The following is a 23518-nucleotide window of genomic DNA, read 5'->3' as shown; positions in this document are numbered from 1 at the left end:
TTCCTCGCTTACAGCTCGGCTGCCAGTTGTTCGATCAGGTCGTCGTGGGCCTTGGCATCGATATTGACCGACAGGATCTTCTCCGCGCCGGCCACAGACAGCTCCGCCACGCGCGAGCGCAACTGCTCCCGGGCGCGGTTCACTTCCTGTTCGATCTCCGCCTGGGCCGCCGCCTTCAGGCGGTCGCCCTCGGCGTGCGCGGCCTGCTTGGCCTCCTCGACGATCTGGTTGGCGCGCCTGTTGGCGCCATCGATGATTTCCGCGGCCTGTTCTTTGGCTTCCTTCAGCTGGTCGGCGGCTTTGCGCTGCGCCAGCTCCAGGTCCTTGCCCGCGCGATCGGCCTCTTCGAGGCCGGTAGCGATCTTCTGTTCACGTTCCTGCATGATGCCCAGCAGCGGCGGCCAGACATACTTCCAGCAGAACCATACGAAGACCAGAAACGTAATCGACTGGCCGATTAGAGTCAGGTTGATATTCACACCGACACCTCTTGCTCTTTAGCTCTTTATAAAAAGAACGTTGGGGGGGTTAAGGGCAATTAGGCGATGCGATCAACCTGCCAGACCGGGAGCGACAGCGAAGATCAGGTACATGGCGATACCGACACCGATCATCGGCACGGCGTCCAGCAGGCCGGCCATCAGGAACATTTTGCCCTGCAGCGCAGGAGCCTGTTCCGGCTGGCGCGCAGAACCTTCCAGCAGCTTGCCGCCGAGGGCGCCAAAGCCAAGGGCAGTACCCAGAGCAGCCAGACCGATCATGATTGCTGCAGAGATGTAAACCAGACCAAGTGCTTCCATTGTGTTCTCCATTTAAAGGTTGAGAGTTGTTGTAAAAGTTGAGTAAAGGGTTAGTCGGAAATTCTGTTAATCGTGCGCTGTTTCATCTTCGCGCTCGTGCGCCATTCCCATATAGACAGTTGTAAGAACCATGAATACGAACGCTTGCAGGGTGATGACCAGCACGTGGAAAACGGCCCAGCCAAACTGCATTACACCGGCACCGATAAAGCCGAGCGCACCCACGCCGAACACGATTGCAATCAGGATGAAGATCATCTCACCGGCGTAGAGGTTGCCAAACAGACGCAGGCCGAGGGACACGGGTTTGGCCAACAGCGAAATCACCTCCAGCGTGAAGTTGAAGGGCACCAACAGCATGTCGAAGTACCACCTACCGGTGTGGAAGGGGTGCAGGGTCAATTCCTTGATATAGCCCAGCAGGCCTTTTTCGCGAATACTGAAAAAGATCAGCATGGCGAAAACCGCTATGGCGATCCCCATGGTGCCGTTGGGGTCGGTGGTGGGAACGACCTTGAAGAACAGGTGGTCGTTGCCGGAAATTCCGGCCGCTGCCATCGGCAGCCAGTCCACCGGCACCAGGTCCATGAGATTCATCAGGAAAACCCACACGAAGATGGTCAGCGCCATAGGCGCAACCATACTGTTGCGATAGGGGAAGACCTCTTTCACGAGCTTGTCGATAAAGCTCACCACCATCTCCACAAAGCTCTGCAGGCCGCGGGGGACCCCACTGGTGGCCCGGCTGGAGGCGATCCGGAATACAAAGCAGAACAGCAGGCCCAGGGCGATGGACCAGCCGAGGGTATCCACATGCACGGCCCAGAAGCCCATATCCGCAGCTTCCTGATACGAGTGGGCCATAGTCCAGGTGGACTCGGACAGCACGGTGCCATCGGCGCGGGTATAGCCGGCCGGCAGCTTGCCGTATGCCATGTTCTGCAGGTGGTGTTGGATATAATCCGTAGCGGTTTGAGCTTCGCCTGCCATAGTTCCTCAGCAATCGTAAAAGTATGAATTCTTTTCCGCGCCGCTCTGCGGAGCTCCAGGCTCAACGCACCGAGCGCGCCACCAGGCTCCACTGCAGCATTGCGCAGAGGCCGTAGCTGATAAACAGTGCCGCCGGGTTCAGCGGTCGGACCAGGGCGAATACCGCCGCGAAGCCCGCCAGGGTGAGCACAAACTTGCCCGTTTCCCCACGGTAGAAATTCTCCACCACCCGGTTGGCCGCGCGCGCACCACTGTGGCGAAAGGCACGCAGGCCGAAATACGCATTGGGCAGCGCGCACAGGGCGCCGCCCATCGCAACGGACAGCGCCGTCACCGGCTCGCCGGCAAAGTGCAGACCCGCACCGGCGAGCGATACCAGCAACAGCTGTACCGCGGCAATGACTAATACCGGGGGTTTTCGCATAGGCGGGATTAAGCCGACCCTGGTTGCTCGGGTCCGATTTATTCGGGCCCGCAGCGCGCTGTCCGCCCAAATTTTGGGCGAGCGAATTATAGGAGCAAGGGCATCGCCGGTTCAACCGGCAAATATCGCCAAGTTATCTAATTTTCGAGGTTTTTTCCCGGTGGTTTGACCACATTGTAAGTATTCACTAACCGAGAGGTTGCGCGCCACAATGGTGCGGCAGCGATGGGGCGGGCAGCGGAAACGCGCCGGATCGACCCCGCGGCAACGCAGGGCCCTATCAGTCCTCGCTGTAACCCAGGTGGGCGAGAATCCCGTCCAGCTCATCGAGACTGCTGTAGCGCAGTACCAGCCTCCCCACGCCCTTGTCGTTGTGATCGATGGCCACCGGCACACCGACTTTCTCCGACAGGCGCTCGCTCAGGCGACGGATATTCGGATCCTCTTTGGGCCTGGCCGGGGCCGGGTTTTCCGCCTGCTGGTGCAGGCGGCGCACCAGCGTCTCGGTCTGGCGTACAGTCAGGCCGCGCTCCACCACCTGGCGGGCGGCGGCACGCTGGGTGTCGCCGGCGAGGCCCAACAGGGCCTTGGCGTGGCCGGTTTCCAGGTCGCCGCGCTCGAGGAGGGTGCGAACCTCGCCCGTGAGGCTGAGCAGGCGCAACAGGTTGGTCACCGCGGTGCGGGATTTGCCCACCGCCTCGGCCACTTCCGCCTGGGTCAGCTCGAATTCGTCCTGCAGCCGCTTCAACGCCGAGGCCTCCTCCACCGGGTTCAGGTCCTCGCGCTGGATATTCTCGATCAGCGCCATGGCGATGGCAGCTTCGTCCGAGACCTCGCGCACCAGCGACGGCACCCGGTCCAGTTCGGCCAGTTGCGCGGCGCGCCAGCGACGCTCGCCGGCGACGATCTCGTACCTGTGTTCGCCGACGGGGCGCACCACGATCGGCTGCATGATGCCCTGGGCGCGGATGGAGTCGGCCAGTTCCTGCAGGGATTCCTGCGGGAAATCGCGGCGCGGCTGGTAGCGGCCGCGCTGCAGGAACTCGATCGGCAGCTCGCGCAGCTCGCCGTCGACAGATTCGCCGCCGCCGTCGCCGGAGGCCACGGCGATGGCTTCGCTGGCGTTGTCGCCGATCAGGTGGGACAGGTTTTTACCCAGGGCCTTGCGTTTTGCGGCCATAACTCGTTACCTCTTAAACCGCTTCCGCCACCGGGCGGCCCTGGCCGGGACCGCTGTTGGTAGTGCTGGGATTGGCGGCGTGGCGGCGGGTCATTTCGCCGGCCAGCGCCAGGTAGGCAATGGCGCCCTTGGAGTGTCGGTCGTACTCCAGCGCCGGCACACCGAAGCTGGGCGCTTCGGCCAGGCGCACATTGCGCGGAATGCAGGTGCGGTAGAGGCGTTCGCCGAAGTACTCGGACAGCTGCTCGGACACATCGTTGGTAAGGCTGTTGCGCGGGTCGTACATGGTGCGCAATATGCCCTCGATCCTGAGCTCCGGGTTGGCGGCGCGCTGGATCTGGGTGATGGTGTCGACCAGTGCCGACAGCCCCTCGAGGGCGTAGTACTCGCACTGCATCGGAATCAGCACGCCGTGGGCCGCGCAGAGGGCGTTGACGGTCAGCATGTTCAGAGACGGCGGGCAGTCGACGACGATATAGTCGTGGCCGCCGTCCAGGTAGCGCAGGGCGCGGCGCAAGCGCGCCTCGCGGCCGTCCATCTCCAGCAGCTCCACTTCCGCCGCGGACAGGTCTCCGTTGGCGGGCATCAGGTCGTAGCCGCTGGAGGTGGGGACGATCGCCTTGTTGGGCGGCAGCTCGCTGGCGAGCACATCGTAGCTGGACAGTTGCAGCTCGCTCTTGTCGATGCCGCTGCCCATGGTGGCGTTGCCCTGGGGATCGAGATCGATCAGCAGTACCCGGCGCTTGCTGGCGACCAGGGACGCGGCCAGGTTGACGCAGGTGGTGGTCTTGCCCACCCCGCCTTTCTGGTTGGCCACAGCGAATATATTGCTCAAGGTTATTGTCCTTTGTTTTCCCGAACAGCGCTCTCCCGGAAGCTCTTCGGGTCTCGCCGCAAAAACGCCGGCATCAACGGGCACTCCTCCCCCCGAATCGGGCTTCCTGTTCAGGAGTGCGCAGGTCTCGGAAAGATTGTCGCCTGCATCGACGGGCGCGCAGGCGCGAAAATGATTCTAACCCAAGTTTCGAGGTTCAGTTTCGGCTTGTGGCATCGAAAGGCATTTCGAACCCCGAAACCTGAGTGCCAAGTTATAGCGGGACTGTCGCCAGATTGTCGCTGTCTTCACCGCGACCGAGAACGACAAGGTGGCGATCCGCGTCGCAACCCGGTACCGACAGGGGGTGCACCCGCTCGACCTTAATCCCTTTTGGGAGTGCGCTCAACTCATCTCGCGGTAGTTTACCCTTCATCGCATAGAAGTTGCCACCGGGCGCTAGCAAGTGCTCACTTCCGGACACCATGTCGGCGATGGATGCGAAGGCCCGGGAGACCACCGCCGCGAACCCCGAGCGGGGCCGGAAGGCCTCGACCCGCTCGTTGACCACGGTGACATTGGGCAGCGGCAGGGTGGTGGCCACCTGGAACAGGAAGCGCGTTTTCTTGCCGTTGCTGTCGAGCAAGGTTACGGGCCGCTGCGGGTGAACGATCGCCAGTGGAATACCCGGCAGGCCGCCGCCGCTGCCCACATCCACCAGCGGGTCCGCGTTCCCGCCGCAGAGATTTACCACGCTGAGGCTGTCGACGATATGGCGCTCCAGCATCTGCGCCGGATCGCGCACCGCAGACAGGTTGTAGGCGGCATTCCAGCGCGCAAACATCGCCAGATATTCCAGCAGCAGGTCCTGCTGTTCGGCGTTCAATTCAACTGATAACTGTGCCGCGGCCTCGAGCAGGCGTGGGCGGAATGGTTCCATCTGCAGAGAAATTGCGGGATCCCCCGGTTATCGGTGCGCACGGCGCACCCTACATCACACGACCCGTGCGCACCGCTTAAACGGCCTTCTTACGCGTCAGCAGGCCGCGCTTTTTCAACTGGATCAGCAGCAGCGACACCGCGGCGGGCGTGACCCCGGGAACCCGCGAGGCCCGCGCCAGGGTATCCGGGCGGGTGTCGCCGAGCTTCTGTTTCACTTCGCTGGAGAGCCCGGACACATTGCTGTAGTCGAAGTCCGCCGGAATCGGCGTGTCCTCGTAGGCCTGCAGTCGCTCTATCTCGTCCCGCTGGCGGTCGATATAGCCGGCGTACTTGGCCGCGATTTCCACCTGCTCGGCGACGCGCTCGTCGACGACGGCCTCGCCCTTCAGCGACGCCACATCGGCATATTTCAGTTCCGGGCGGCGCAGCAGGTCCATGGCGCTGTATTCGCGCGCCAGCGGCTTGGGCAGTTTTGTCTCCACGGCGGCGGCCTGGGTCGTCTTCGGGTGAACCCAGGTTTCCCGCAGGCGCCGCTCCTCGCGGGCGATGGCCTCGCGCTTTTCGCTGAAGGCGGCCCAGCGTTCGTCGGATACCAGCCCCAGCTCGCGGCCCACCTCGGTCAGGCGCAGGTCGGCGTTGTCCTCGCGCAGCAGCAGCCGGTACTCGGCGCGGCTGGTGAACATGCGGTAGGGCTCCCTGGTACCGCTGGTGATCAGGTCGTCCACCAGCACGCCCAAGTAGGCCTGGTCGCGGCGCGGGCACCAGGCCTCGCGCTCCTGCGCGCGCAGTGCGGCGTTGGCACCGGCCAGCAGGCCCTGGGCGGCGGCCTCCTCGTAGCCGGTGGTGCCGTTGATCTGGCCGGCGAAATAGAGCCCCTGAATGAATTTGGTCTCCAGCGACGGCAGCAGGTCGCGGGGGTCGAAGAAATCGTACTCGATCGCGTAGCCGGGCCGCGTGATATGGGCGTTCTCAAAGCCCCGGATCGACTGCACCAGTTGGATCTGCACGTCGAACGGCAGGCTGGTGGAGATGCCGTTGGGGTAGAGCTCGTTGGTGGTCAGCCCCTCCGGCTCGACGAAAATCTGGTGGCTGCTCTTGTCGGCGAAGCGGTGCACCTTGTCCTCGATGGACGGGCAGTAGCGCGGGCCGACGCCCTCGATATCGCCGGAGAACATCGGCGAGCGGTCCAGGCCTTCGCGGATCACCTCGTGGGTGGCGCTGTTGGTGTGGGTAATCCAGCAGCAGGCCTGGCGCGGGTGCTGAGAGCGCGCGCCGAGGTAGGACATCACCGGGGTGGGGGTATCGCCCCACTGCTCCTCGAGGGCGGAAAAATCCACGGAGCGCGCATCGATACGGGGCGGCGTGCCGGTTTTCAGGCGCTCGACGCGAAACGGGAGCTCCCGCAGCCGCTCGGCCAGGGCGATGGCCGGGGCATCCCCGGCGCGGCCGCCGGAATGGCTATCGAGGCCGATATGGATCCTGCCGCCGAGGAAGGTGCCGGCGGTGATCACTACGGTCTTGCCGCGAAAGCGCACGCCGGCGTTGGTCACCACGCCGGTGACCCGCTCCCCCTCGACGATCAGGTCGTCGGCGGCCTGCTGGAAAATCTCCAGGTTTTGCTGGTGTTCGAGTGTCGCGCGGATGGCGCTGCGGTAGAGCGCGCGGTCGGCCTGGGCGCGGGTGGCGCGCACCGCCGGGCCCTTGCGGGCGTTCAGCACGCGGAACTGGATACCGCCCAGGTCCGTGGCCTCGGCCATGGCGCCGCCGAGGGCGTCGACTTCCTTGACCAGGTGGCTCTTGCCGATACCGCCGATGGCGGGATTGCAGGACATCTGCCCCAGAGTCTCGATGTTGTGGGTCAGCAGCAGCGTGGTGGATCCCATACGCGCAGCGGCGAGCGCGGCCTCGGTGCCAGCGTGGCCGCCGCCGATGACGATGACGTCGTAGGTTTTGGGGTAATCCATAGCTGTCGCCGCAGGGGGTCGAAAAAGGGCGCATATTTTATAGCCAGCCGGCGCTCGACAGCAAACACTGATTGCGTCTGTCCGGGGGCAGAAGCCGCCTCGGGGAAGCATAGGATCGGACGGGGTTCTACCGATCTGGCGAACGGGTCGGGAAACGGATTAATCAATAGAGAAGTTATACATGTATGTAGAGAGTAGTGTTTTGTTGTTGTTGTAATTATTGGGGGCGGCGATTTCCTGTATAAATAAAAAATTTCCTTTTAAATCAAAGAGTTACCCGGTTTATAAGCGGGGCACAAACCTCTGCATTCAGCGCGGGGTAAACGCGGTATGCCGCTGTGGAGGGACGGGATAACTTTGGCGACTTTCGCTTAGGCTCCGGGTTATACCCAATTCACTCGCTCGCTGTGCGCCCGCTTACCCCCGGTTCTACCCACAGGCCGACGCGCCGGCCCACCCACTGTGCATGTCTGCGCCAACAGGGTGAGGGGGAGCTGTGCATAACTACCCAGTTTGGGATAACTCTGTGGGTTGATGTGCGCAACTTTTGTGACCTTCTGGTGGGGTAGCGGGTAGTCGCTGTGGAAAAGTGTGCCGCTGTGGACGGATTTCCCGCCGGCGGGGCGGATGGATTTCCTTTGGCGTCGGGCGGGAGAGTCATTCGGGGCGCCCGGCGACGCCCCGGAAAAGTGGAGTAAGAGGGAGGGAAAAAGTGTCTATTTGCCGATGCAGAAGCTGCCGAAGATCTTGCCCAGCAGTTCGTCGGCGGTCATTTCGCCGGTGATTTCACCCAGGGCCTGCTGCGCCCGACGCAGATCGTCCGCCAGCAGTTCGCCGGCGCCGCTCTCGTGCAGCTGGCCGGCGCCCTGTTCGATAAAGGCGCGTGCCCGGGCCAGGGCGTCCAGGTGGCGGCGGCGGGCGCTGAAGTTGCCCTCGCCGCCACCGCTGTAGCCCATGCACTGTTTCAGGTGCTCCTTCAGCGCCTCCAGCCCGGCGCCGGTCTTGGCGCTGATGGCGATGACCGGCACGCCGTCGGTGTGCGCCTGCAGGCCGGCGCTGTAATCGGTCAGGTCGATCTTGTTGAGTACCAGCGTCAGCTTTTCCGCGTCCGGCAGTTGCGCGGTGAATTCGGGCCAGACGGTTTCCGGGTCCAGGGAGTGGGCCTGTTCCGCGTCCACCAGCAGCAACACACGATCGGCGCTGCGGATCTCGTCCCAGGCGCGCTGGATGCCGATCTGTTCCACCCGGTCCGGCGAGTCGCGCAGGCCGGCGGTATCGGCGAACTGCAGTGGCATGCCGTCGATGTGGATGTGCTCGCGCAGGATATCCCGGGTGGTGCCGGCGACATCGGTGACAATGGCGGCGTCGTGACCGGCCAGTGCATTGAGCAGGCTGGACTTGCCAGCGTTGGGGCGGCCGGCAATGGCCACCTGCATACCCTCGCGCATCAGGCTGCCCTGGCGCGCCTCGGCCTCTACGGACGCCAGTTGCTCCAACAGGGCGTCGAGATCCGCCGCCACCTTGCCGTCGGCGAGAAAATCGATTTCTTCCTCGGGAAAATCGATTGATGCTTCGACGTAGATACGCAAATGCGTGAGATCTTCCACCAGGTTTTCGATTTTTTCGGAGAATACCCCCTGCAGTGAGCGCATCGCATTGCGCGCGGCCTGCTCGCTGCCGGCCTCGATCAGGTCCGCAATCGCCTCTGCCTGGGCCAGATCGATCTTGTCGTTGAGGAAGGCGCGCTCGGAAAACTCGCCGGGCCGGGCCTGTCGGGCGCCCAGCTCGATGGCGGACTGCAGCAACTGGTCGAGAATCACCGGGCCGCCGTGGCCCTGCAGTTCCACCACGTCTTCGCCGGTAAAGGAGTTGGGCCCGGGGAAGAAGAGGGCGATGCCCCGATCCACCAGTTGCCCGCCGCGGCGGAAACTGCGGTAGTGGGCCCGGCGCGGTTCCAGTTCCGCCTCGCCGCAGATACCGCGGGCGATCTCCAGTGCCGCGGAGCCGGACAATCGGATCACGCCGATACCGCCGCGACCGGGGGCGGTGGCGAGGGCGGCGATGGTATCGCGGTTGAGATTCTGTTCAGACATGGAAGCAGTTTACTCCAACGCAAAGGGGCCGCTGGTGCGGCCCCTTTATGGTTTGGTATTGGGTGGGGGCGCTCCGCGGTCAGATGCGAAGGCCTCGGTACCGGGAGTGTCTTGCGGGACTGTCTGCGAGAGGGACCTCGCAGACAAGCCTACAGGGATGTATTCACCGGGGGGACGCCTAGTCCGTGTCCCGCAAGACACTCCCGGTACCGAGGCCGCCACCTAGTCTTATTCAGACCTTCCCGGCCTCCACCTGCTTGTTGATAAACCAGGTCTGTGCGATGGAGATGACGTTGTTCGCCAGCCAGTAGAGCACCAGCCCGGCCGGGAACCACAGGAAGAAGAAGGTCATCATCACCGGCATCAGTTGCATGATACGGGCCTGGGTCGGGTCCGTGGGCTGCGGGTTCAGTCTCTGCATGAACCACATGGTGGCGCCCATCAGTACCGGCAGGATGAAGAAGGGGTCCTTTGTCGACAGGTCGTGGATCCACAGGATCCAGGGCGCGTGGCGCAGTTCCACCGTCTCGTTGAGCATCCAGTAGAGGGCGATGAATACGGGCATCTGCAGCAGGATCGGGAAGCAGCCGCCCATCGGGTTGATTTTCTCGCGCCGGTAGAGCTTCATCGTCTCTTCCGCCAGCTTCTGGCGGTTGCCCTTATTCTGTTCCTGCAGCTTTTTCATCTGCGGCGCGAACTTGCGCATGCGGGCCATGGATTTGAGGCCGGCGGAGGACAGGGGATAGAGCAGCGCCTTGATGAACAGCGTCAGCAGCACGATGGCCCAGCCCCAGTTGCTGACGATATGCTCCTGGATGAAATTCAGCACGCGGAACAGTGGCTTGGCGATCCACCAGAGCCAGCCGTAGTCGACGGTCAGGTCCAGGTAGGGGGAGATCTGTTCCAGGCGGATCACGTCTTTGGGGCCGGCGTAGAAGGAGGCGCTCAGCTCACCCTGGGTGCCGGCGGCCACGGTCACCGGGGTGGCGGTGAAGCCCATGCGGAATAGATCGCCGGAGAGTTCGCGCAACTCGAAGGTGTTCTGCTCGTCCTGGGGCGGTACCCAGGCGCTCAGGAAATAGTGCTGCACCATTGCGACCCAGCCGCCCTCGATAGTCTCGCGGGTGGGCTCTTCGGCGATTTCCTCGAAATCCTGCTTGAAGTAGTTTTCGTCCGCGGTACGGATGGCCGCACCCAGAAAGGGCGACATGCCGATGCCGGTATCTACCGGCGGTTCCTGGCTGTCGCGCTTGATCTGGCCGAACATGGCGGCGGACCACTCTTCGCCACTGGTGTTGTCCACCAGGTAGGAAATGTCGACCAGATAATCGCCGCGATTGAAGGTGTAGCGCTTGGTGATATTGGCGTCTTCCTGCCGCAGCGTCAGGTCGACGGTCAGGGTGTCCTTGCCCTCGCTCAGCGCGTACTCGGTGGCCTCGCTCTCGAACAGCGGGCGCCCGGCGCTGCTGTCGGTGCCGTTGGGGCCGATCAGGCCGCTCTGGGCGATATAGGTGTGGCCCCGGGTGCGATTCAGCAGGATCATCGGGCGATCCGGCGTGTTCAACTCCTGGTCGAAGTCGCGCAGGGCGACCTTGACGATATCGCCGCCGCGGGGATCGATCAGCAGCTCGAACACGTCGGTGGTGACACTGATCAGCTGGCGCTGCTCGCCATTGTCGACCTGCGGCTGCTCGGCTTCGCTCTGCAGCTGGGGGACATCGCTGTTGGTCTCGGCCTGTGCGTCTTTTTCCTGTCCCTGGGGCAGGGTGGGGGCATCCCCGCGCACGACGGTTTCCCGGTCGACCGCGGGCGCGCGCTCCTCTTTGAATTCGTTCCACTGGAATATCAGTGCCAGGACGACTGCGGCGATTCCGCCCAGCAGTGTATAGCGTTGCCAATCCATCTTGTTACCTAGTTGAGCGAGGTTTCGGGTCGGTTTCCTGTCGGGCGGGGGGAACCGGGTCCAGTCCGCCGGGATGCCAAGGGTGGCATTTTATAAGGCGCCGGACGCTTAAATAACCCCCTTTTAGGAATCCGTGGGTTTTTAATGCCTCTTCCGCATAATGCGAGCAGGTCGGGTAGAAGCGGCACTGGTTGCCGATCCAGGGACTGGCCAGGTAGCGGTAGACGTGGATCAGCTTGATGAGCAGGCGGGTCACGACGGCCTGCGCCTGTTACCGGGGTGCTTCGGCCTGTCGGAGGGCGGTTCCTGGGCGCGTCTGGCCAGTTTGCGCCACAGCTTGTCGAACAGTTTTGTCAGCGCGGCGTTGTCCAGTTTCCCGGCGCCGGGGCGCGCCAGGACCACGGTGTCCACTGCGGGCAGTTGGTGCTGGCGAAGGCGGAAGGTCTCGCGGGCGATGCGCTTGATGCGATTGCGATCGGTGGCGTTGCGAACGTGTTTTTTCGCCATGACAAGGCCCAAGCGCGGGTGCCCGAGATCATTGCGGCTGGCGAGGAGCAGGAGATTGGGGTGCGCGGCGCGTATCTGTGTGCCGGAGAAGACCGAGCGATACTGGGCCGCGTTTAGCAGACGCAGCGGCTTGGGGAATCCGAAGTCGCTGCGCGTCTGTTGCATAAAAGGAAGAGCTCCCGCTGTGGCGGGAAGCATACGTTTATGCAGACAGGACCTTGCGACCCTTGGCGCGGCGACGGGCCAGGATCTTGCGGCCGTTCTTGGTGGCCATACGGGCGCGGAAACCGTGGTTGCGCTTGCGCTTCAAGTTGCTGGGTTGAAATGTACGTTTCATTGTCTTGCTACCTGAGACTTTTGTATTCGGAATTTCGTGGTGGGGCAGACCCCGGCCGCCGCCCGAGCTCCGGTTCCGGTATCCACCGGCGCAGGCGGAGCATTGCGCTGCGAAGGCGGCGGATTGTATAGAAAGGAACCAGCTAAATCAACGCGCGGCGGGACAAATACGGCCGCCCCGGGGAAAGGTGCGTGCCGCTCTAAGTGTGGTGTTTTCGGCGCCGATGGCAAGTGATTGAGTTGGCGCAGGTATTCCCGAGAGCCCACCGATTGACCCCAAGATATCCACAGATTGCCTGTGGATTGATTTCAGTGGTGTCCGCAAGTGGCTGCCTAAATAATGGGCAAGTTGTTGATTGTAAGGCACTTTTCACGTACTTTTTTTCAACAATTTGACGCCTTTCTGTGGATAACCCTGAGCTCTGAAGGTATACTCCTCCGTCTTGTCGATGGCCCCGGACGTTCCTGTTCTCCGGGTCTTTTTTCTTGGGGTTTTTGGGGGGTTTCTTGTCTGAATCCGTATGGAAGCAGTGCGCCAGCTGTTTGCAGGATGAGCTGCCATCACAGCAGTTCAACACCTGGATCAGACCGCTGCGGGTGAGTCCGGCGGCGGGGGAAATGCGCCTGCTGGCGCCCAACCGCTTCGTGCGCGACTGGGTGGGAGACAAGTTCCTGAACCGCATCCTCGAGCTGGTGCAGCATTTCGGTGGCGAGCAGCCGCCCCGGGTGGTGCTGGGTATCATCGAGCGCCGCCCGGCGGATCGCCGCCCCACGCGTTTCCAGCGCAACCGCCCGGCCGCGGATCGCGGGCGGGCCGACGGCGGCAATTCCGCCTTCGGCGGCGGCACCCCGCAGCCGGGTGTGGCCGGTTCGCCGGTATCGCAGGGCGCATTCTCCTCCCCGTTCAACGGCAGTTCCCAGACCCGCTTCGGTGGCTACGACACCACCGCGGCCTCCCGCGCCGCCGCGGAAGAGGCCACCGCGGACCAGGTTACCAGCGGCGAGCTGGCGCTGACCGATCTGCGCGCGCCGCCCAGCCCTCCGACCCAGCGCCCGGCCGCGGAGCCGGTGCGCAATGTGGAGGTGGAGGGCGCCATCAAGCACGGCAGCTCCCTGAACCGGAACTTCACCTTCACCTCTTTCGTCGAGGGCAAGTCCAACCAGTTGGGCCTGGCGGCGGCGCAGCAGATTTCCGATAACCCCGGCGGCTCCTACAATCCCCTCTTCATCTACGGTGGCGTGGGCCTGGGCAAGACCCACCTGATGCACGCGGTGGGCAATGCGCTGCTGGAGCGCAACCCCAATGCGAAAGTGGTCTATCTGCACTCGGAGCGCTTTGTCGCCGATATGGTCAAGGCACTGCAGTTGAACGCGATCAGCGACTTCAAGCGCTACTACCGTTCCGTGGACGCACTGCTGATCGACGATATCCAGTTTTTCGCCGGCAAGGAGCGCTCCCAGGAGGAGTTCTTCCACACCTTCAATGCGCTGCTCGAGGGTGGACAGCAGATCATCCTCACCTGCGACCGTTATCCGAAGGAGATCGACGGTCTCGAGGAGCGCCTCAAGTCCCGGTTCGGCTGGGGCCTAACGGTGGCGGTGGAGCCGCCGGAGCTGGAGACGCGGGTGGCCATATTGATGAAGAAGGCGGAGCAGGTGGGCGTGGACCTGCCCCACGATTCCGCTTTCTTTATCGCGCAGCGCATTCGTTCCAATGTGCGCGAACTCGAGGGGGCGCTGCGGCGGGTGATCGCCAATGCCCAGTTCACCGGCCGCCCGATCGACGATATTCTGGTGCGCGAGGCGCTCAAGGATCTGCTGGCGCTGCAGGATCGCCTGGTGAGCGTGGACAATATCCAGCGCGTGGTGGCCGAGTACTACAAGATCAAAGTGGCGGATCTGCTCTCCAAGCGTCGCAGCCGCTCGGTGGCGCGGCCGCGCCAGGTGGCCATGTCGCTGGCCAAGGAGTTGACCAATCACAGTCTGCCGGAAATCGGCGACGCCTTTGGCGGGCGAGATCACACCACGGTGCTGCACGCCTGCCGTAAAATCCGCGAACTGCAGGAGTCCGATGCGGATATCAGCGAGGATGTAAAACTCCTGACGCGCTCGCTGACGACCTGATCCGAGCGATCGGGAAACGAATAAACCGACAAACAAGCAAGGCGAAACTACCGATGAAATTCAATGTGAGCCGGGACGCCCTTCTCAAGCCCCTACAGCTGGTCGCCGGTGTGGTGGAAAAGCGGCAGACACTGCCGGTGCTGGCCAATGTACTGGTGCAACTGCAGGGACAGGAGCTGTCCCTGACCGGTACCGACCTGGAGGTGGAAATCGTCGGCCGCCTGCCAGTGGACGGCGTGGAGATGGAAGGCGAGGTGACGGTTCCGGCGCGCAAGCTGCTGGATATTTGCCGCTCCCTGCCGGAGGGTGCCGAACTCAAGTTCGAGCGCGACGGCGAGCGCCTGATTCTGCGCAGCGGCCGCAGCCGCTTCCAGCTTTCGACCCTGCCGGCGGAGGACTTCCCCAACCAGGAAGAGACCACGGCCCAGACCCGCTTCGAAATCTCCCAGCGCGAGATTCGCCGCCTGATCGAGGCCACCGGCTTCGCCATGGCGCAGCAGGATGTGCGCTACTACCTGAACGGCCTGCTGATGGAGTGCCGCCCGCAACAGTTGCGTGCCGTGGCCACCGACGGCCACCGCCTGGCGCTGTGCGATCGCGATGCGCCGGGCCTGAATGTGGAATCGCCGATCCAGGCGATCGTGCCGCGCAAAGGGGTACTGGAGCTCGGCCGCCTGCTGGAGGACACCGATGCCCAGGCGGACGTGGTGCTGGGCAACAACCATATCCGCGTCAACAGCGGCCAGTTCACCTTCACCTCCAAGTTGGTGGACGGCAAGTTCCCGGACTACGAGCGGGTGTTGCCCCGCGCTACCGGCAACGAGATTTTTGCCGACCGCCAGACGCTGCGCCAGGCGTTCTCCCGCGCGGCCATCCTGTCCAACGAGAAGTACCGCGGCGTGCGCCTGCAGGTTTCCGAGGGCCTGCTGCAGATCGTTGCCAACAACCCGGAGCAGGAAGAGGCTGAAGAGCAGCTGGTGGTGGACTACGTGGGCGAACCGCTGGAGATCGGCTTCAACGTGGGCTACCTCCTGGACGTGACCGGTGCCATCCACAGCGACCAGATCCGTATCGGCCTTGCCGATGCCAACAGCAGTGCGCTCTTGCAGCAGCCGGAAGAGGGCGATGCGGTCTACGTGATCATGCCGATGCGGCTCTGATGGCAGTCGAACGCACCCGGTTTTCGATTGAAGAAACCGCCATCTCTCCGGGGATGGCGGTCTTTTTATATGGGGGGCACACTGCACTGTTCCCCGCTGTGACCGTGTGCGCGCCGGAGGTGTTCGAGTGGCGTTGAGCAGACTGTCACTGACCCACTTGCGCAATATCGACAACGCCGATCTCTCCCTGGGGGAGGGCATCAACCTCTTCTACGGCGCCAACGGCAGCGGCAAGACATCACTGCTGGAAGCGGTGCACATGCTCGCCACCGGCCGCTCCTTCCGCTCCCGCCAGCACCGGGCGGTGATTCAGGAGGGCGCCGAGGCGCTGACCGTTTTCGGCCGACTGGACGGGGGCGATAGTCTCGGCGTGGAGCGCCTGCGCAGCGGCGGCGGCCGTATCCGTATCAACCGGGCGCCGGCGGAATCCAGCTCCCGGCTTGCCAGCTGCCTGCCGCTTCAGGTGATCAACAGCGACAGCTTCTCGGCACTGGATGGTGGTCCCGGCGTGCGCCGGCGCCTGCTGGACTGGACAGTGTTCCACGTGGAACATGGTTACGCGCAGGAGTGGAAAAACTACCAGATAGCGCTGCGCCAGCGAAATGCGCTGCTCCGACGTGGTAAAATCAGCGCCGAGCAAATGGATATCTGGGAGCAGCGACTGGCTCAGAGTGGCAATCGTATGGACGAGCTGCGCCGCGCTGTGTTCGGCGAGCTGCAGGCAATTACCAGTGCCTTTATCCGCGAGCTGCCGGACTCTCCGCTGACCCGTGTGGAGCTGTCCTATCGGCGCGGTTGGCGCCGGGAATTGGATCTGCATCGGGCATTGGCGGAATCCCGCGAGGGCGACCTGGCCCAGGGGCACACCCGCAGCGGCCCGCACAGGGCCGACCTGCGCTTTACCGTCGCCGGAGAGGCAGCACAACATATCCTCTCCCGCGGCCAGCAGAAGATGCTGGTCTGCGCCCTGCGCACCGCCATGGCGGAACTGGTGCGCCAACACAACCAGAAGCCGGTGTTCCTGGTAGACGACCTGCCGGCGGAACTGGACAAGGATAACCAGACCCGGTTCGCCCAATGGGTGAGCCGTTGCGCCAGCCAGGTGCTGGTAACCGGAATTGACCGTGAAGCCACCAGTCGGCCTTGGCTGACCCTGCCTTCACCCTGGAATTGCCCGACAGTGTTCCACGTGGAACATGGGCGTATCTGTGCCGAACCCGAGTCGGCCCCGTAATGATGATGGAGTGAATCAATGTCAGAGCAGAACAGCTATGACTCCAGCAGTATCAAGGTATTGAAAGGCCTGGATGCGGTGCGCAAGCGCCCCGGCATGTATATCGGCGATACCGACGACGGCACCGGCCTGCACCATATGGTGTTCGAGGTGGTAGACAACTCCATCGACGAGGCGCTGGCGGGGCACTGTGACGAGATCCGCGTGGTCATCCACCCGGACGAGTCCATTTCCGTTACCGATAACGGCCGCGGCATTCCCACGGAAATGCACGAAGAGGAGGGGGTTTCCGCGGCGGAAGTGATCATGACGGTGTTACACGCCGGCGGTAAGTTCGATGACAACACCTACAAGGTCTCCGGTGGCCTGCACGGTGTGGGGGTCTCGGTGGTGAATGCCCTGTCCGAGGAGCTGAAACTGACCATCCGCCGCGCCGGCAAGATTCACGAGCAGATCTTCCAGCACGGCGTGCCCAGGGCGCCGCTGGAGATCGTCGGTGACTCCGATACCAGTGGAACCGCCATCCATTTCAAGCCGTCCGCGGAGACCTTCACCAATATCGAGTTCCACTTCGACGTACTGGCCAAGCGGCTGCGCGAGCTGTCGTTCCTGAACTCCGGCGTGCGTATCGTGCTGAAGGACGAGCGCAGTGGCAAGGAAGAGGTCTACGAGTACGAGGGCGGCCTGAGTGCCTTCGTCGAGTTCCTGAACCAGAACAAGACCCCCATCAACAAGCTGCTGCACTTCCAGAGCCAGCGCGAGGACGGTATTGCAGTAGAAGTGGCCCTGCAGTGGAACGACAGTTTCCAGGAAAATATCTACAGCTACACCAACAACATCCCCCAGCGCGACGGCGGCACCCACCTGGCCGGCTTCCGCGCGGCGCTGACCCGCGGCCTGAACAACTACATCGAGCGCGAGGGTCTGGGCAGGAAGGACAAGGTCAGCACCACCGGCGACGATGCCCGCGAGGGCCTGACCGCGATCATTTCCGTGAAGGTGCCGGACCCGAAATTCTCCTCCCAGACCAAGGACAAGCTGGTCTCCTCCGAGGTCAAGCCGGCGGTAGAGCAGGAGCTGGCGCATCACTTCAACGACTACCTGCTGGAACACCCGCAGGAGGCCAAGGCGGTGGTGACCAAGATGATCGACGCCGCCAAGGCCCGCGAGGCCGCGCGCAAGGCGCGGGAGATGACCCGACGCAAGGGCGCGCTGGATGTCGCCGGCCTGCCCGGCAAGCTGGCGGACTGCCAGCAGAAGAATCCGGCCCTGTCCGAAATCTACCTGGTGGAGGGCGACTCCGCCGGTGGCTCCGCCAAGCAGGGTCGGGATCGCCGCACCCAAGCGATCCTGCCGCTGAAGGGCAAGATCCTGAACGTGGAAAAGGCGCGCTTTGACAAGATGCTGTCCAGCGCCGAGGTGGGGACCATGATCACGGCCCTGGGCTGCGGTATCGGCAAGAGCGAATTCGACCCGGACAAGCTGCGCTACCACAGCATCATCATCATGACCGACGCCGACGTGGACGGCGCGCATATCCGCACCCTACTGCTGACCTTCTTCTTCCGGCAGATGCCGGAGCTGATCGAGCGCGGCCATGTGTTCATCGCCCAGCCGCCGCTGTACAAGATCTCCAAGGGCAAGCAGGAAATGTACCTCAAAGACGAGGGCGCGCTGACCCAGTTCCTGACCAGCGCCGCCCTCGACAGCGCCACCCTGTTCGTCAACCCGGACGCGCCGGGCCTGTCCGGAGAATCCCTGGAGGCGCTGGTGGCCGAGTACCGCGCCGTACTCTCGACCATCGATCGCCTCTCGAGGGTTTACCCGGAGGAAGTGCTGCGCAGCATGATCTACCTGCCCGGCCTGAAGCCGGAGGATCTGCAGTCGCAGGAAACAATGCGGGCCTGGTGTGAAAAGCTGCAGCAGGAACTGGCTGCCGAGGGCAATGGCGGCGGCCGCCGCCATACGGTCACAGTGCGGGAGAACACCGAGCGCGGCCTGTTCCTGCCGCATATCCATATCGTCGCCCACGGTGTCGGCAGCGACTACGACATCGGCCACGAGTTCTTCGAGTCCGCCGAGTACCGCGCTATCGAGGATCTGGGCGAGAAGATGGTGGATCTACTGGAAGAGGGCGCCTATATCCAGCGCGGTGAAAAGAAGCAGCCGGTCGGCAGCTTCCCGGAGGCCCTGGAATGGCTCATGAACGAGAGCCGCCGCGGCTACGCCATCCAGCGCTACAAGGGGCTGGGCGAGATGAACCCGGACCAGTTGTGGGAAACCACCATGAACCCGGACACCCGCCGCATGCTGCAGGTGACCGTCGAGGACGCCATCGCCGCCGACCAGATCTTCACTACCCTGATGGGCGACCATGTGGAGCCCCGCCGCGACTTTATCGAGAGCAATGCGCTGGCGGTGGAGAATCTGGACGTGTAGCCGGGAGCGCCGAGCCCCAGCTCGGCACTAACAGCAAGCTCCCCTCTCCCCCCGGGAGAGGGGCCGGGAGAGAGGGCAGCCTAAAGAGGCCCCAAACAGACAGCCATCCCCCAACAAAAACGGCCGCTTTCTAGCGGCCGTTTTTGTTGGGGGGAAGGAAAAGTCACTTCTGCAGCAACAACCCACACTCCCGATGCTCCTCCCCCTTGGTCGGATCGAAGTAGACGTCGTTGTCCGGCAGGTCGTTCTCGTACACATACTCCTCGACGTCGATCTCCTTCAGGTGGAACATCGGCGCCACGCGCACGGTGCCGTGGTTGCCCCTGGTGAACACATCCAGGTTCTTGCGGTGGGCGTTCTGGTCGTGGCGGATACCGTTCAGCCATACGTCCGGCTGGAGCTCCTGCATGGCGCGGTTGAACGGTTCCAGCTTGACGGTGCGCGAGAAGAAGTCGTGCTCCGGCGTATCCAGCTTGGGAATACCGCCGTAGACAGCGTTGTAGTGCGCCGCCGACATTTTCGGCGAATAGGTGTACAGGTTCAGGTCCAGCTGCTTGATCAGCCGCTCGATATGCCGGTAGGTCTCCGGTGTGTTATAGCCGTGATCCACCCAGATCACCGGAACATCCGGTTTGGCGCGGGTCACCAGGTGCAGGAAGGCCACCGCCAGCGGCCGGAAGTTGGTGAACACCACCGGATTCTCCGCCTCCTCGATGGTAAAGCGCATGATCTCGCTCGGCTTTGCATCCCGGAAGCGCTGATTGAAGGCATCCAGGTCGGCGCCGTGGTGAAAGGTGCGCTGCGGTGCGACGATATTGCGAGTGCTGGCGTTCAGTCCCATGGTCATCAAAGCTGTGTTGGTAAATGGACAGGGGAAATGCTACTCGCGCCGGGAAGGATTGAGAAACAATAAAAATGAGTGATAACTAAAGTTTTGGTTATATATGGAGGGGCGCGCCTCAGGCTGCGTCCGCGCGCCGGGCGCTATAGCGCATGACAATCTCCGTCTGGCCCGCATCGGCGCAGGGAAGACGTTCCGTTTCCACAAAACCGTGCCGCTGCAGGAAGTAGCGTCCGGCCAGGTTTTCCTGCAACACCGTGGCGTGCATTTCCGTGCGCCCCACTTTCGCCGCCCGCATCAGCTCCCCGCCGCCGCCGCGGCGGCTGACCGCGGGTGTCACGCACAGGAACACCAGTGCCCGGTCCGGCCCCACCACCGCAAATCCGTCCGCAGCCCGGTGGCGGCCCTCACAGTAGACGAGACAGCTCGAGGCCCCCAGACAGTTGCGGCGAAACGCGGTCAAGCGGGCCTGCCAGTAACTTCTGGGCAGGCTCGGATGGGCGGTGACAACCGAATAGAGCCAGAGCTGCTCCATCCTTTCCAGATCTGCGCTCGATGCCTTGCGTATCATCGGCTCCCCGTAAGTGAACACTTGCAAACAATGCTAATCAGACGCCGACTGATCTCCTACCGACGGATCCCTTGCTCAGGATTCAGCAGATCCAAAAGAATTTAATCCGGGTAAAAATAGGGCTATAATTTTATCCGGGTAAAATACTGGAGAGAGATTCGTGAATGACAATCCATCGAGCCGATCCTGCAGCGCATTTATGGGCGAAAAGCTCGTCGCCAGGGGCGCCATCAAATCTGTAGTGAGTGCTTGCAAACTTGAGTTGACCGACGACCAGCTGCCGTCCGTGCTGATATTCGATGAACGGGACAGCCGCCTCGTGGAAGTGGACTTTCGCGGCAGCGCCGCGGATGTGGTGCGCCGCCTGGACTCCCGCAGAGAAACCGGAGCCGCGGATACCGGCGCGGACGGGCCGCCGAAGAAGCGCGGTCGCGGGCGGCCGAAGCTCGGCGTGGTGGCGCGGGAAGTGACTTTGCTGCCGCGCCACTGGGAGTGGCTGGCCAGCCAGCCAGGCGGCGCCTCGGTGGCACTGCGCAGGCTGGTGGAGGAGGCGCGGCGGGCCAATTCCGGCAGGGACCGGCGCCGCGCGGCACGGGAGTCCTGTTACCGATTTATGGTGGCCATGGCCGGCAATCGCCCCCGTTTCGAGGAGGCCAGCCGCGCCCTGTTCGCCGGCGAGCGGGATCTGTACGCGAACGAGATCGCCGGTTGGCCCGCCGATATCCGCGACCACTGCCTGCGGCTGGCGGAGGCGGGGTTTGCCGGCGACCGTCGCTCCCGCCCGGAATAGGGTGAGGGTTTTCCATGTCCGCTGGTGCCCCGGATATGGATCACGTCGTGAAACAGCATTTCCAGGGCATGCCGGGCATCGGGCTTTCCCTTCTTAAGAGAACCGTTCTGATCGCCCACTAAAACTAATTAATTAGTTGACTGGCAAGACTCGCCTGGCTAGAGTCAATAAAACTAATTAGTTAGTAGGTTGACCGATGGCCAGGAAAAGATCCGAACAGCTCACCGACGGCGAGCAGGGCATCATGGAAATACTCTGGGAGCGGGGCGAATCCTCGGTGAAGGATATCGCCGGCGCCCTTGCGGCAGAAAAGCCCGTCGCTTACACCACCGTGCAGACCATGTGCAAAATCCTCGCGGAGAAAGGCCATGCCGACTTCCGCAAGGAGGGGCGTGCATTTATCTACCGCGCTCGTATGAGCCGCACCGAGGCCCGCCAGAGCGCGCTCAAGAACCTGTTGAATCGCTTCTTCGGCAGTTCGCCGGAACTGCTGGCGCAGCACCTGATGCGGGAAACGGATATCGAGCTGAAGGACCTCGAGGCCCTGCAGAAGAAAATCGACGAAACGGACTGAGCGGCGGGCCACCCCATGCTTTTCGAACTGAACCTCTTTACCACCTTTACGTTGAGCCACCTGCTGATCGGGACCTGCTTGATCCTGGCGCTGCTGGCAGTCAATCGGCTGTGGAACCTGAACGCCGAACTGCAAAGCTGGCTCTGGACCACCGCCTTGGCCATCTGCGTACTGGTGCCCTTTTTATCGCTGGCGCCGGCGACACAGCCGGGCGTCGCCGCTACCCAGGCCGCACAGACCTCGCCACTGCAGACCGGCACCCCGGCGCCAATTGCCGACAAGGTCCGGACAGCAGACAACGCGGCGGCAGTCCCGTCCGCCGGTGAGGCCCATGCCCGGGCGCTGCCGGGCCGCTGGGTGAAAAGAGCCGCAACCGGTGTCTATGCGCTGCTGTCGATCTGGCTGCTGGGCGCAGTCTGGCGCGCGGGCGCCCTGCTGCGCTCGGCGCAGCGTACCCGCTGGCTGATAAAAACCGCTATCCGCCACAGCGGTAGCCGTCCGGCGGCGATTCGCTGCCCGCTGCTGGTTTCCGACGCCATCGACGCGCCCATGGCCGCCGGGTTTATAAAGCCGGTGATCCTGCTGCCAGAAGTGTTTACGGAAAAATTCGACAGTGGACAACTGGCACCGATCCTTCTGCACGAGTGGGCCCATATCCGGCGCCGGGATCTCTGGGTCGGCGCGCTGCAGGAGCTGGTTGCGATTGTGTTCTGGTGGAGCCCGCTGGTGCGGCTGATCAATCGCAGGATTCATGTTTCGCGGGAACTGGCCTGCGATCTGCGCGCGGCCAGAATGCTGGGAAGTGGCAAGCGCTTCGCGCAGTCCCTGCTCGATTGCGCCGAGTTGATGATTACCCGGCGACAGAGTGTGCTGGCCATGGGCCTGTTCCGAAAAAAGAAGGACCTGGCAGAGAGAATTAATGCCGCGCTGAAATTCAGGAATGAAAAAAAGCCGAAGTGGTTGGCGATCGCAGCCGCCTGTTCCGCGCTTGCCATCGCCAGCCTGGGCGTTGCCGGGGAATACGCACCGCGCCTGAATCTGGCGTCCATCACCGATCGACCCGCATATGCCTCCGGCCTGTCTCGCGCCGAAGGCGAGCGAATGATGGCGGTGGTCCGCAGGGGTGACATGCAGACGCTGAGGGAAATGCAGAGCAACGGCCTCGATATCAATACCCCGGTGCTGGGAGAGGGCACCGCCCTGATAGAGGCGGTGCGCGAGAACAACCGTGAAATTTCGGAATTCCTGATCCGCTCCGGTGCGGATGTCAACCTGCCCGCCCTCGGTGACGGCAACCCGATGATCGCCGCGGCCCGGCACAACCGACTGGAGCTGGCGAAGTTGCTCCACCAGCGCGGTGCGGATCTGGATGCCGCAGTACCGAGGGACGGTACACCGCTGATTGTCGCCATCCGTTCCGGTCACCAGGTCATGGTGGAGCAACTGATCGACTGGGGTGCCGACGTCAATCAATCAGCCAAATGGGATGGCAGCCCGCTGATCGCCGCGGCCATGACCGGCAATCTGGAAATCGCCCGACAACTCTACCAGCGGGGTGCGGATATCAATGGCGTTGTGTCGACCGATGAAACGCCGCTGATCAACGCCGCTCACCACGGCCACTTCGAGATGGTTCGCTTCCTGGTGCAAAACGGAGCGGATGTGAACCTGGGCGTGAGGGCCGACGGCGATGAGTACAGGACGCCGCTGAACCGGGCGGGCAGTTCGCAAATACGCGAGTACCTGGTTGCCATGGGCGCCGCCGAATAAAAGCCTCCTGTGGGAAAGTAGTTTTTCAGGAAGGAATCCGTAACAACTCCGTCAGGGATGCC

General features: G+C 63.0%; 22 protein-coding genes. 7 read left to right on the top strand and 15 right to left on the bottom strand.

The window, feature by feature from the left end:
- Nucleotides 1-8: 8 nt before the first annotated feature.
- The 13 genes from OQE62_RS02285 to rpmH form a co-directional block, all read right to left on the bottom strand.
- Nucleotides 9-479, bottom strand: coding sequence for a F0F1 ATP synthase subunit B (locus OQE62_RS02285; protein ID WP_265720371.1), 471 nt, complete (start codon nt 477-479; stop codon nt 9-11).
- Between the two features lie 72 nt (nt 480-551).
- The gene (atpE, locus tag OQE62_RS02280; protein WP_265720370.1) at nt 552-800 is read right to left on the bottom strand and encodes a F0F1 ATP synthase subunit C; all 249 of its coding nucleotides are present in this window, start codon (nt 798-800) and stop codon (nt 552-554) included.
- Between the two features lie 66 nt (nt 801-866).
- Nucleotides 867-1790 (bottom strand): F0F1 ATP synthase subunit A, encoded by a 924-nt coding sequence (gene atpB / locus OQE62_RS02275; protein WP_265720369.1) that lies wholly within the window; start codon nt 1788-1790, stop codon nt 867-869.
- Between the two features lie 61 nt (nt 1791-1851).
- Entirely contained in the window at nt 1852-2214 is a 363-nt protein-coding gene (locus OQE62_RS02270; protein ID WP_265720368.1) for an ATP synthase subunit I, read from the bottom strand.
- 280 nt (nt 2215-2494) lie between these two features.
- A complete protein-coding gene (locus tag OQE62_RS02265) occupies nt 2495-3394 on the bottom strand; it encodes a ParB/RepB/Spo0J family partition protein (RefSeq protein ID WP_265720367.1) in 900 nt (299 codons plus the stop codon).
- A gap of 13 nt (nt 3395-3407) precedes the next feature.
- Entirely contained in the window at nt 3408-4229 is an 822-nt protein-coding gene (locus OQE62_RS02260; RefSeq protein WP_265720366.1) for a ParA family protein, read from the bottom strand.
- A gap of 253 nt (nt 4230-4482) precedes the next feature.
- Nucleotides 4483-5148, bottom strand: coding sequence for a 16S rRNA (guanine(527)-N(7))-methyltransferase RsmG (gene rsmG, locus OQE62_RS02255; protein ID WP_265720365.1), 666 nt, complete (start codon nt 5146-5148; stop codon nt 4483-4485).
- A 76-nt stretch (nt 5149-5224) separates the two neighbouring features.
- Nucleotides 5225-7114: a tRNA uridine-5-carboxymethylaminomethyl(34) synthesis enzyme MnmG gene (gene mnmG, locus OQE62_RS02250; RefSeq protein WP_265720364.1), complete on the bottom strand. Its 1890-nt coding sequence runs from the start codon at nt 7112-7114 to the stop codon at nt 5225-5227.
- Nucleotides 7115-7830: 716 nt separating this feature from the next.
- Nucleotides 7831-9207, bottom strand: coding sequence for a tRNA uridine-5-carboxymethylaminomethyl(34) synthesis GTPase MnmE (gene mnmE / locus OQE62_RS02245; RefSeq protein WP_265720363.1), 1377 nt, complete (start codon nt 9205-9207; stop codon nt 7831-7833).
- A 232-nt stretch (nt 9208-9439) separates the two neighbouring features.
- Complete coding sequence (gene yidC, locus OQE62_RS02240; protein WP_265720362.1) at nt 9440-11110, bottom strand: membrane protein insertase YidC; 1671 nt, start codon at nt 11108-11110, stop codon at nt 9440-9442.
- 4 nt (nt 11111-11114) lie between these two features.
- Nucleotides 11115-11366, bottom strand: a complete 252-nt coding sequence (gene yidD, locus OQE62_RS02235; RefSeq protein ID WP_265720361.1) for a membrane protein insertion efficiency factor YidD — start codon at nt 11364-11366, stop codon at nt 11115-11117.
- Nucleotides 11363-11782 carry a ribonuclease P protein component gene (gene rnpA, locus OQE62_RS02230; RefSeq protein ID WP_265720360.1) on the bottom strand — a complete coding sequence of 140 codons (420 nt, stop codon included), beginning with the start codon at nt 11780-11782 and terminating at the stop codon, nt 11363-11365. The genes yidD and rnpA overlap by 4 nt, the downstream gene beginning before the upstream one ends.
- A 37-nt stretch (nt 11783-11819) precedes the next feature.
- Entirely contained in the window at nt 11820-11954 is a 135-nt protein-coding gene (gene rpmH / locus OQE62_RS02225; protein WP_067084833.1) for a 50S ribosomal protein L34, read from the bottom strand.
- Between the two features lie 506 nt (nt 11955-12460).
- Here rpmH and dnaA point away from each other — a divergent pair.
- From dnaA to gyrB, 4 genes are all read left to right on the top strand, one after another.
- Nucleotides 12461-14077 (top strand): chromosomal replication initiator protein DnaA, encoded by a 1617-nt coding sequence (dnaA, locus tag OQE62_RS02220; RefSeq protein ID WP_265720359.1) that lies wholly within the window; start codon nt 12461-12463, stop codon nt 14075-14077.
- 53 nt (nt 14078-14130) lie between these two features.
- A complete protein-coding gene (dnaN, locus tag OQE62_RS02215; RefSeq protein WP_265720358.1) occupies nt 14131-15237 on the top strand; it encodes a DNA polymerase III subunit beta in 1107 nt (368 codons plus the stop codon).
- Between the two features lie 127 nt (nt 15238-15364).
- Nucleotides 15365-16471: a DNA replication/repair protein RecF gene (recF, locus tag OQE62_RS02210; protein ID WP_265720357.1), complete on the top strand. Its 1107-nt coding sequence runs from the start codon at nt 15365-15367 to the stop codon at nt 16469-16471.
- Between the two features lie 18 nt (nt 16472-16489).
- Nucleotides 16490-18910, top strand: coding sequence for a DNA topoisomerase (ATP-hydrolyzing) subunit B (gene gyrB / locus OQE62_RS02205; RefSeq protein WP_265720356.1), 2421 nt, complete (start codon nt 16490-16492; stop codon nt 18908-18910).
- Between the two features lie 163 nt (nt 18911-19073).
- Here the strand turns inward: gyrB and OQE62_RS02200 are convergent, their stop codons facing one another.
- Entirely contained in the window at nt 19074-19757 is a 684-nt protein-coding gene (locus tag OQE62_RS02200) for a phosphoadenosine phosphosulfate reductase domain-containing protein (protein ID WP_265720355.1), read from the bottom strand.
- 112 nt (nt 19758-19869) lie between these two features.
- The gene (locus OQE62_RS02195; RefSeq protein ID WP_265720354.1) at nt 19870-20322 is read right to left on the bottom strand and encodes a GNAT family protein; all 453 of its coding nucleotides are present in this window, start codon (nt 20320-20322) and stop codon (nt 19870-19872) included.
- A 199-nt stretch (nt 20323-20521) separates the two neighbouring features.
- On the opposite strand from OQE62_RS02195, the gene OQE62_RS02190 reads away from it, so the two are divergent.
- From OQE62_RS02190 to OQE62_RS02180, 3 genes are all read left to right on the top strand, one after another.
- Nucleotides 20522-21112 (top strand): DUF2239 family protein, encoded by a 591-nt coding sequence (locus OQE62_RS02190; RefSeq protein ID WP_377558746.1) that lies wholly within the window; start codon nt 20522-20524, stop codon nt 21110-21112.
- A 196-nt stretch (nt 21113-21308) separates the two neighbouring features.
- Nucleotides 21309-21686: a BlaI/MecI/CopY family transcriptional regulator gene (locus OQE62_RS02185; RefSeq protein ID WP_265720352.1), complete on the top strand. Its 378-nt coding sequence runs from the start codon at nt 21309-21311 to the stop codon at nt 21684-21686.
- A gap of 15 nt (nt 21687-21701) precedes the next feature.
- Nucleotides 21702-23456 (top strand): ankyrin repeat domain-containing protein, encoded by a 1755-nt coding sequence (locus OQE62_RS02180; protein WP_265720351.1) that lies wholly within the window; start codon nt 21702-21704, stop codon nt 23454-23456.
- Nucleotides 23457-23518 lie beyond the last annotated feature (62 nt).

Origin of the sequence: Microbulbifer halophilus, assembly GCF_026183675.1 — a bacterium.
Taxonomy (GTDB): domain Bacteria; phylum Pseudomonadota; class Gammaproteobacteria; order Pseudomonadales; family Cellvibrionaceae; genus Microbulbifer; species Microbulbifer halophilus.
Note: the sequence above shows the minus strand (reverse complement) of the source record. Positions and strands in the feature narration are given on the sequence as shown.